This is a genomic window from Burkholderia sp. SCN-KJ (assembly GCF_024656005.1).
Lineage (GTDB): Bacteria > Pseudomonadota > Gammaproteobacteria > Burkholderiales > Burkholderiaceae > Burkholderia.
In genome coordinates this window covers 1-10,196 of record NZ_JANKOG010000062.1, presented here as the reverse complement: position 1 = coordinate 10,196, position 10,196 = coordinate 1, and the positions used below count along the sequence as shown (strand labels likewise).

7 protein-coding genes, 1 tRNA gene and 1 pseudogene are annotated in these 10,196 nt (G+C 60.9%); 7 read left to right on the top strand and 2 right to left on the bottom strand.

Translation table 11 applies throughout. The features are described 5' to 3' along the window. Positions 1-2 precede the first annotated feature (2 nt). Positions 3-902: a LysR family transcriptional regulator gene (locus tag NQV17_RS37415; RefSeq protein ID WP_257776100.1), complete on the bottom strand. Its 900-nt coding sequence runs from the start codon at positions 900-902 to the stop codon at positions 3-5. Between the two features lie 191 nt (positions 903-1,093). Between NQV17_RS37415 and dld the strand changes: the two genes are divergently transcribed. After that, a complete protein-coding gene (gene dld, locus NQV17_RS37410; RefSeq protein ID WP_257776102.1) occupies positions 1,094-2,779 on the top strand; it encodes a D-lactate dehydrogenase in 1,686 nt (561 codons plus the stop codon). Between the two features lie 148 nt (positions 2,780-2,927). On the opposite strand, the pseudogene NQV17_RS38275 reads toward dld, so the two are convergent. Then, positions 2,928-3,580 (bottom strand): annotated as a pseudogene (locus tag NQV17_RS38275) (DDE-type integrase/transposase/recombinase); the annotation flags it as partial. Between the two features lie 655 nt (positions 3,581-4,235). Between NQV17_RS38275 and NQV17_RS37400 the strand changes: the two are divergent. From NQV17_RS37400 to NQV17_RS37375, 6 genes are all read left to right on the top strand, one after another. Further along, positions 4,236-5,375: an acyl-CoA dehydrogenase gene (locus tag NQV17_RS37400; RefSeq protein ID WP_257776101.1), complete on the top strand. Its 1,140-nt coding sequence runs from the start codon at positions 4,236-4,238 to the stop codon at positions 5,373-5,375. A 207-nt stretch (positions 5,376-5,582) separates the two neighbouring features. Continuing rightward, on the top strand, positions 5,583-7,112 hold the full coding sequence (locus NQV17_RS37395) for a CoA-acylating methylmalonate-semialdehyde dehydrogenase (protein ID WP_257776099.1): 1,530 nt from the start codon (positions 5,583-5,585) through the stop codon (positions 7,110-7,112). Positions 7,113-7,130: 18 nt separating this feature from the next. Further along, positions 7,131-8,033, top strand: coding sequence for a 3-hydroxyisobutyrate dehydrogenase (gene mmsB / locus NQV17_RS37390; RefSeq protein ID WP_257776098.1), 903 nt, complete (start codon positions 7,131-7,133; stop codon positions 8,031-8,033). Continuing rightward, positions 8,030-8,821 (top strand): enoyl-CoA hydratase, encoded by a 792-nt coding sequence (locus tag NQV17_RS37385; protein ID WP_257776097.1) that lies wholly within the window; start codon positions 8,030-8,032, stop codon positions 8,819-8,821. Before mmsB ends, NQV17_RS37385 begins: the two co-directional genes overlap by 4 nt. After that, the gene (locus NQV17_RS37380; protein WP_257776096.1) at positions 8,818-9,960 is read left to right on the top strand and encodes an enoyl-CoA hydratase/isomerase family protein; all 1,143 of its coding nucleotides are present in this window, start codon (positions 8,818-8,820) and stop codon (positions 9,958-9,960) included. Before NQV17_RS37385 ends, NQV17_RS37380 begins: the two co-directional genes overlap by 4 nt. Before the next feature lie 152 nt (positions 9,961-10,112). After that, positions 10,113-10,186 (top strand) — tRNA-Gly (locus NQV17_RS37375). Positions 10,187-10,196: the final 10 nt, after the last annotated feature.

Here is a 10,196-nt window from a genome sequence, read left to right as displayed (position 1 = left end):
GTTCAGAGCATTGATGCTGTTGCACGGCACTGGCGTAAAACTCTCACGAAGTTCACTACTGCCGGTGACCGTTCACGCTGGCGATGTATCAGAGCGATGCCTGTCGAGAGCGGGTTGCCTCGGAGTTCGTGGTATGAAACACCCGCTACCTGAACTTGCCTAATCGAAGCGGGAACTACTGCCACACCGAAGCCCGCTGAGACCAAGTTGGCTGCGGATGATATCTGCGGCGACTCCATGCCGATAGACGGAACAAATCCCGCAGCATGACAGGCTCCGACAATCGAATCGTAAAGATTTGGACCGATAGCTCGCGGAAAGGTTATGAACGGATCATCTGCCAAGTCTGCCAGATCAATGCGTTTGTGCTGACTCCGGGGGTGGTCTTCGGGCAGAACCGCAATCATGTCTTCGGAGACGAGCGGTTCAACCACGAGATCTCCACAATGTAGTGGAATGCGGACAAGGGCAGCATCGATCTTCCGTGCGTTCACCTTGTCGAGTAACGCCACGCTGTTGCTCTCTTCGCAGCTGATTACGATACGTGCATAGGCGTGCCGGAACTGCTGCATGGTCGAAGCCACGACCGGATGAAACACTGTCGAGCCAGCGAAACCGAGCAACAGCCGGCCAGTCTCCCCACGTCCCGCATTCTGCGCCTCGACGAGCGCCTGCTGGGCATCGTCGACGATGCGTTGGGCGCTATCGCGCAACAGTCGTCCGGCCTCAGTCAATTCGACCCGACGAGGATGACGGATAAAGAGTGCCGTGCCGACTTCGCGCTCGAGCTTGAGGATCTGCTGGCTCAGCGGCGGTTGAGCAATGCCGAGACGTGCCGCCGCTTCAGTGAAATGAAGGTGATCAGCGACAGCCAGAAAGTATCGTAGTTGACGAAGTTCCATATCTTTTTCGTCTCCAAAACCCTACTCCAAGATATTGGACTAGTAATAAATGGGATTCTAAACTTCTCAGCAATCGATGTGCAGCGTTTTGCTCGTCGCAATGACGACACATCGTAGGCGATCATACGGAGACAGAAGTGACTGCATTTCGCGCAGAAGCGTCCGGAACCAGGGACGAGACGGTTGGCAATTTGGTCACTATCCTACGCGACACTGTAGGAAAAAAGCATGTTCTCACGGGAGAAGCAGCTACGCGTAGCTACCGAACCGGCTTCCGATTTGGGGCGGGCTCCGCCTTAGCGGTTGTTCGTCCTGGAACCATTCTCGAACAGTGGAAGGTGCTCAAGGCGTGCGTCGCAGCGAATGTGATCGTGATCACCCAGGCCTCGAACACGGGTCTCACGGGTGGTTCAACCCCAGATGGTGACAAATACGATCGGCCAGTCGTGATTGTCAGCACGACCCGAATGAACAAGGTGTATGTAATTGACGAGGGTAGGCAGGTTGTGTGTCTGCCTGGGGCGACACTCGACCAGCTCGAGAAAACGCTGAAGCCCCTCGGCCGCGAACCCCACTCGGTGATAGGCTCGAGTTGCATTGGCGCTTCGGTGTTTGGCGGTGTCTGCAACAACTCTGGCGGCGCACTTGTTAGACGCGGACCAGCCTACACTGAGATGGCACTATTTGCTAAAGTGAATAGTGATTGCAAGCTGCAACTCGTTAATCACCTTGGTATCGAACTTGGTGAATCCCCGCTAGAGATCCTTGATCGGCTTGAGCGTCGTACCTTCTCGGATACCGACATCCAGCAAGACGCTGGGGCTGGCTCGGATCAAAATTATGCGAGCCATGTAAGTGAAGTCGATGCCGACACGCCTGCGCGCTTTAATGCGGATTCGAGGCGGTTGTATGAAGCCTCGGGATCGGCCGGAAAACTGATGGTGTTCGCGGTTCGCCTTGATACATTCCCGATAGAGCAGAATCCAAAGGTATTTTATATCGGCACAAATGAGCCTTCCGAGCTCACGGATATCCGGCGCCACACACTCCAGAAGCTTCCAGATCTTCCGATTGCAGGTGAGTACCTCCATCGTGATGCGTTTGATATTGCTGAAAAGTATGGAAAGGATATGTTCCTTGCGATTGACTATCTGGGGACGTCACGCTTGCCGGTCTTTTTCAGCTTGAAGAGTCGTCTCGACGCCATTTTCAATCGATTGGGATTTTTCCCACCAAACTTGACAGATCGCGCGCTTCAGGCGGTAAGCGAACTGTTCCCCAGTCACTTGCCAAAGCGCATGACAGCGTTTCGAGACAAGTACGAGCATCACCTTATGTTGAAGGTTTCGGCGGAAAGCGTTGACGAAACTCGCGCATACCTTGACGACTATTTTGCGGCTGCATCCGGCAGCTACTTCGAATGCACCAGCGACGAGGGTAAGAAAGCTTTTCTGCATCGATTTGCTGCTGCGGGTGCTGCTGTCCGATATCGCGCAGTTCACTCAGAAGACGTCGAAGACATAGTTGCGCTTGATGTTGCGCTCCGCCGCAACGATCGCGATTGGGTGGAGACATTACCGGCAGAAATCGAGACTGCGATCTCGATTAAGCTGTATTACGGACATTTTCTGTGTCACGTGTTCCATCAGGACTACATCGTCAAAAAAGGCAACGACCAGCTGAGTATCGAGCACCGGGTGTGGGAACTGCTGGATGAGCGCGGCGCGGAGTACCCGGCTGAGCACAACGTTGGGCACCTTTACGCTGCAAAGCCAGCGCTCGCGAAGTTCTACCGGGAGCTCGATCCCTGCAATTGCTTCAATCCCGGGATCGGCCAGATGTCGAAGTTCTTTAACTATCGAGAGACGATGGTCTAGCCTGTAACCAATGATCTATCTAATTCTGCCGTCCAAAACGTACTCCGGCGTGAAAGTTGATCGGTTGGTTGACGGGCCTAATTATTGTTCGCGTTTTCTCCCGCGATGGTTGGCACCGTTCGTCATGGAACTGACGCGGCCGTATTCAGTTGTGCCAGTGCATCAGGTAGCGGCTGATATCCCGGTGTGCTTCCTGCGCCGACAGGTAACCCGCTGACGGCGGTCACCCAGTCTTGAAGCTGTGGAACAGCGTCTCCATCGGAGTGCTGTCCAAACAGTTTCGGCGACGGCGTATGCTCGGCTATATCCGATAGCACCACTGGCGCTGACAGGATTTCCGACTCGCATACTGACCGGCCTGATCCGAGTGGAATAGCAACCCTTGTGGCCGAATGCGCTCATAGGCAATATCCCGAGCTTGCACGACCGAATCGGCATCCGGGCACGTTGAGAACGCCCAGCCGACGTCTCGGCGCGAGAACAAAGCAAGGGCAGCCAGGTAATGCCAACGGCCTTGTGCCCAGACACACGTGATGTCGACACACCAGACTTAATTCGGTGCATCAACCTTGAACGCACGGTTGAGATGATTCGGTATATCGATCCTCTCGACCGGGGCTTACTCGTACGCATGGCTGCCTGACTGCTTTCAGATCAACCGAGCTCTTCGATCAAGTGACTTGCTTTGAAGCGACCAATCGCCGTGCCTTCCTCGCGCGTCATGCCCATGATGCCACGGCCGCCAGCTGAGGCTCGAATCTCGACGAACAGTTTGTGCAACCCGCTGCGCAACGCCATACGCTCTCAATCTATGCGCTGAACGCGCTCCCGCTACGCATATAGACAGGGGCCGCGACACATCGAATATGTCGAGCGTTTCAGGGGGGGGCTGCTCCACGGAGAGATTTACCGATTGATAGTTTTGGGGTGTTTCCGGTCTGAAAATTCTTAAAGACACACGATTCGGTCGTAGGCGACCGGCTGAGCTCACGCGAGTCTGTGTGCAACGGAACGTCATCGTCGTGGGAACGAATGCAATTGACGTTGCGACGCATTTACCTTGTTGTACCTGTAACGGTATGCGTCGCGCCGACCTTGGCATCCAGATCGGCGACGGCGCCTTGTTCGGCTAGTCCCGCGAGGTTGCGGGCAGTGTCTCACCGCGAGCGTTGCCAGGTACGCCAATTCGCCGCGATCGAGACTGACGATGCACCTTGGAAGAATGTTTCGCTAGTGGGGGGCGACGTCGAATTTGCGACCAGAAATGTGCCGCTGCGCGCTACCGAGTCGGCTTTAAAACCATCGCACCATCGGAACGAGCGTCAGTATGGCAAAAACGCTTAGTGCAATTGATCGTTGCGAGCATCGATACAGAACTCGCGCTTACTTACACTCTCTCCATCAAGACGGGCTTCCCCACAAGCTAAGACCGACCAAATCTGGACAATATATCGAGATGAACGATCTCTACACGGAAGATCAGCGGATGATTCGTGATGCCGCACATGTTTTTGCCAGTGAGGTGCTGGTACCGAATGCATCGCGACGAGATCAAGACGGATATCTGCCCGACGAGGTCGTCTTGCAGATGGGCGAAGTTGGCTTACTTGGGATGATTGTTCCGCAAGAGTGGGGCGGCTCATATACGGATTACACGGCGTACGCGCTTGCGATCGAAGAGATCGCGGCCGGCGATGCAGCGTGCGCGACGATGATGAGCGTGCACAACTCGGTCGGTTGTGGGCCAATTCTTGCGTACGGCACGCCAGAGCAGAAGGAGCGCTGGCTCGGCAGCTTGGCGACAGGCCGGACTATCGGCGCATTTTGTCTGACTGAGCCGCAAGCCGGCTCCGAGGCGCACAACCTGCGCACGCGGGCGGAACTGCGTGACGGCAAGTGGGTGCTGAACGGCGCGAAGCAGTTCGTGACCAACGGCCAGCGTGCCGGGGTCGCGATCGTTTTTGCCATGACCGACCCGGAAGCCGGCAAGCGCGGCATTTCCGCGTTCCTGGTGCCGACCGACACGCCGGGCTTCATCGTCGGCAAGCCCGAGAAGAAGATGGGCATCCGCGCATCGGACACGTGCCCGATCGCGTTCGAGAACTGCGCGATTCCGGAGGAAAACCTGCTCGGCAATCGCGGCGAAGGGCTGAAGATCGCGCTGTCGAACCTCGAAGGCGGCCGGATCGGCATCGCCGCGCAGGCGCTCGGCATCGCGCGTGCCGCGTTCGACAAGGCGCGCCGCTATGCGGGCGAGCGCGTGCAGTTCGGCAAGTCGCTCTCCGAGCACCAGGCGATCCAGCAGAAGCTCGCCGACATGGCCACGCAGATCAACGCGGCGCGCCTGCTCGTGCATCACGCGGCGAAGCTGCGCACGGCGGGGCTGCCGTGCCTGTCCGAAGCATCGCAGGCGAAGCTGTTTGCGTCCGAGATGGCCGAGCGCGTGTGCTCGGACGCGATCCAGATCCACGGTGGCTACGGCTACCTCGCCGATTACGAAGTCGAGCGTCACTATCGCGATGCGCGCATCACGCAGATTTACGAAGGCACCAGCGAAGTGCAGCGGATGGTGATCGCACGACAGCTTTTGCTATAGCAACGTTTGTAGGCGTGTATCGGTTGTTTCGACGACCGTCACGTAGTGGTACCGAGCTAGTGCCAGGAAGTTGGGTTCGCAGCAGGGCTGCAATTGACGCACTGGCTATTCCGTTACGCGTTTGTGGCGGGGCCGGGCACACCATCAACATGAATTGGCCAACTTTGCATTGCATGCATTGCGGGGCCTCAATTAGGAAGCTGATCTATGAACACTAATCTGACGCCCCAGGCTGGGCAAACTGCGCTGACCGCGAAACTGCTTATCGACGGCAACTTCGTTGAATCCACGACGACTGAGTGGCGCGATATTGTCAACCCAGCAACGCAGCAGGTGCTCGGGCGTGTACCGTTTGCGACCGTCTCGGAAGTTGACGCGGCCGTGCAGGCCGCGCACGCCGCGTATGCGACGTGGAAGAACACGCCGATCTCCGCGCGCATGCGCATCATGCTGAAGTTCCAGGATCTTGTGCGAATGAATCTCAAACGGATCGCCAAGACGCTGACGGCTGAGCAGGGCAAGACGCTGCCCGACGCCGAAGGCGACATCTTCCGCGGCCTCGAGGTGGTCGAGCACGCATGCTCGGTCGGAACGCTGCAGCTGGGCGAATTCGCAGAGAACGTCGCGGGCGGCGTCGATACCTACACGCTGCGCCAGCCGATCGGCGTGTGCGCGGGCATCACACCGTTCAACTTTCCCGCGATGATCCCGCTGTGGATGTTCCCGATGGCGATCGTGTGCGGTAATACGTTCGTGCTCAAGCCGTCGGAACAGGATCCGCTGTCAACGATGGAGCTCGTTGAGCTCGCGGTCGAAGCCGGCGTGCCGAAGGGCGTGCTGAACGTCGTGCACGGCGGTAGGGAAGTCGTCGACGCGATCTGCACGCATCCGCTCGTGAAGGCAATCTCGTTCGTCGGTTCGACGGCCGTCGGCACGCACGTGTACAACCTCGGCAGCCAGCATGGCAAACGCGTGCAGTCGATGATGGGCGCGAAGAATCACGCAGTTGTGTTACCCGACGCGAATCGCGAGCAGACGACCAACGCGCTCGCCGGTGCAGGGTTCGGTGCAGCTGGCCAGCGGTGCATGGCCACGTCAGTCGCGGTGCTCGTCGGCAGTGCGCGCGACTGGCTGCCGGAGATCGTCGCGAAGGCGAAGGCGCTGAAGGTCAACGCGGGCTCTGAAGCCGGCACCGACGTCGGCCCCGTCGTGTCTAAAGCGGCGAAGCAGCGCGTCCTTTCTCTGATCGACGCGGGCGTGAAGGAAGGCGCGAAGCTCGAGCTCGACGGCCGTGACGTGAAGGTCGCCGGTTTCGAGGAGGGCAACTTCATCGGGCCGACGATCTTCTCGGGCGTGAAGCCCGACATGACGGTCTATACGCATGAAATCTTCGGGCCGGTGCTGGTCGTGATGGAAGTCGACACGCTCGACGAAGCGATCGCGCTCGTCAACGCGAACCCGATGGGCAACGGCGTGGGCATCTTCACGCAGAGCGGCGCGGCGGCACGCAAGTTCCAGAGCGAGATCGACGTCGGCCAGGTCGGCATCAACATCCCGATTCCGGTGCCGGTGCCGTTCTTCAGCTTCACCGGTTCGCGCGGCTCGAAGCTCGGCGATCTCGGCCCGTACGGCAAGCAGGTCGTGCAGTTCTATACGCAGACCAAGACGGTCACCGCGCGCTGGTTCGACGACGACACGACGGCCGGCCCGGTGAACACGACGATCCGGCTGCATTGAGCCGCGGAGGAGATGACCATGAAGATCGGTTTTATCGGACTGGGCCACATGGGTGCGCCGATGGCGCTGAACCTGTTGAAGGCCGGCCATGAAGTGCATGCGTTCGACCTGAGCGCCGATGCATTGCGCGCGCTGCAGGACGCCGGCGCGCAGGTGGCCGACTCGCCGCGCGACGCGGCATCGGGCGCGACCTTCGTGATCACGATGCTGCCGGCCGCGCCGCACGTGCGCTCGGTGCTCGCCGGCGAGAACGGCGTGCTGGCCGGCCTCGACGCCGGCGCGACCGTGATCGATTCGAGCACGATCGACCCGGCAAGTGCGCAGGCGTTCGGCGCGCTCGTGCGCGAGCACGGCGGCGCGTTCGTCGATGCACCCGTGTCGGGCGGCACCGGCGGCGCGGCGGCCGGCACGCTGACCTTCATGGTCGGCGGCAGCGACGCGGATTTCGAGCGCGTGAAGCCGGTGCTCGCCGGCATGGGCAAGAACATCGTCCACTGCGGCGCGACGGGGATGGGGCAGGTCGCGAAGGTGTGCAACAACCTCGTGCTCGGCATCTCGATGGCGGCCGTGTCGGAGGCGATGTCGCTCGGCGTCGCGCTCGGCATCGACCCGAAGGTGCTGGCCGGCATCGTCAACACGTCGACGGGCCGCTGCTGGAGCTCGGACACCTACAACCCGTATCCGGGCGTGATCGACACCGCGCCGTCGTCGCGCGGCTACAGCGGCGGCTTCGGCACCGACCTGATGCTGAAGGATCTCGGCCTCGCGAACGACGCCGCGAAGCAGGCGCGCCAGCCCGTCTATCTCGGCGCGCTCGCGCAGCAGCTGTACCAGACGATGAGCAGCCGCGGCGACGGGCAACTCGATTTCTCGGCGGTGATCCGCCTGTACCAACCGGCCACGAAGAAGGACGCCTCATGATCGAACTCGACTACGTCGACGACGGCGCGATCGCATGCGCGACGCTCAAGCGTCCGCCCGCGAACGCCTTTACCGCCGACGGGCTGCAGCAGCTGCAGGCAACCGTCGCCGCATTGAACGCGAACCCGCGCGTGCGCGCGCTGGTGATCACCGGCGACGGCCCGAAGTTCTTCAGCGCGGGCGCCGACCTGAACACGTTCGCCGACGGCGACCGCGCGGTCGCGCGTGCAATGGCCGCGCGTTTCGGCGCGGCCTTCGAGGCGCTGCATGACGCGCGCGTCGTGACGATCGCGGCGATCAACGGCTATGCGATGGGCGGCGGCCTCGAATGCGCGCTCGCGTGCGACTTGCGGATCGCCGAGACGCACGCGCAGATGGCGCTGCCCGAGCCGTCGGTCGGCCTGCTGCCGTGCGGGCTCGGCACCCAGACGCTGCCCTGGCTCGTCGGCGAAGGCTGGGCGAAGAAGATCATCCTGGCCGGCACGCGTGTCGACGCGGCGACGGCGCTCAGGATCGGCCTCGTCGAGGACGTGGTCGAAAGCAGCGCGGCCCGCGATGCGGCGCTGGCGCTCGCGCGCAACGTCGCCCGGCAGAGCCCGCATGCGGTCGCGTACAGCAAGGAACTGATCGGCCTCGCGCGCCGCGGCGTGCCGCGCGGCGCGGCGCTCGCGGTCGAACGCGAACGCTTCGTCGACCTGTTCGACACGAACGATCCGCGCGAAGGCGTGGCCGCGTTTCTTGGCAAGCGCGCGCCTCAGTGGAACACCGACGGAGAGCCACAACGATGAACACACCGGTCACGAATCACAACGCGTTCGCGGAGCTCGCGCCTGAGGTGCTGTTCCGCGTGGTGAACCGCGTGGCACTGATCACGCTGAACCGGCCGGCCGTGCTCAACGCGCTGTCGTACGCGATGATCGGCGAGCTGGCAGCGCTCCTCGAGCGTTGCCGCACCGACGACCAGATCGTTGCGGTCGTGCTGCGCGGTGCGGGCGATAGGGGTTTCTGCGCGGGCGGCGACGTGCGCCAGTTGTACAGAATGTTGGGCGAGGGCAGTGCCGACTGGCTGTCATTTTTCGTTGATGAATACCGGCTCGACTACGCGATCCACACGTTCCCGAAGCCGGTGGTTGCGCTGATGGACGGCGTGACGATGGGTGGCGGGATGGGGCTCGCGCAAGGAGCGGCGCTGCGCGTCGCGACCGAGCGCAGCAAGATCGCGATGCCCGAGACGCGCATCGGTCTCGTGCCCGACGTCGGTGCGACGCATTTCCTGTCGCGCATGACGGTCGAGCTCGAGCTGTACGTAGGGCTGACGGGCGCGGTGCTGTCAGGCGCCGACGCGCTGACCGCGAAGCTCGCGGACCTGTGCGTGCCGTCGTCGTGGCTCGATACGTTCGAGACGCGCATCGAGAGCGTCAAGTGGAACGGCGAAGTGTTGCCTGCGCTGTGCGAGGTGTTCGAGCCGCCATGCAACGTCGTGCCGCATGCGGCGCTCGACAGCCAGATGGAGTGGATCGTCCGTCACTTCGACAAGCGCTCCACCGTCGAGCGGATCGTCGCGACGCTGAAGCAGGATCTCGCGCGTGACGAGCTGGCGCGCGAGCATCGTCAGTGGCTGCAGGCAACGCTCAATGCGCTTTTGAGCCATTCGCCGACGATGCTGTGCGTAACACGCGAAGCGTTGCTGCGAGGTCGACAGATGACACTCGCCGAATCCTTCCGGATGGAACTCGACATCGTTGCGCGGGCGATTAGTGACGGTGATTTCCGTGAAGGTGTGCGGGCACATCTCGTTGACAAGGATCGCAAGCCGCGATGGGCCCCGATGTCACTGGTCGAAGTGCGAGCCGAGCGCACACGCGTGCATCTGACTTCGCTTTGGCGATGCGAGGCGCATCCGCTTGTGGCGCTAGGGCGCGATTGAGTTGAGATTGGCTTGTGCTTGTTAGAACTCTATCGGGAGCGTCTACAGGAGAATAGGGCTGATTGCGGCAATTGTGATCTTCCCCAGCTATTCTTGGATCACGGGAAGGCGCCATATGATCATTCAAAAGTCGTGCGAGAATTTTTGCCGTCGCGGGTGTAGCTCAATGGTAGAGCAGAAGCCTTCCAAGCTTACGACGAGGGTTCGATTCCCTTCACCCGCTCCACCACGGGCCT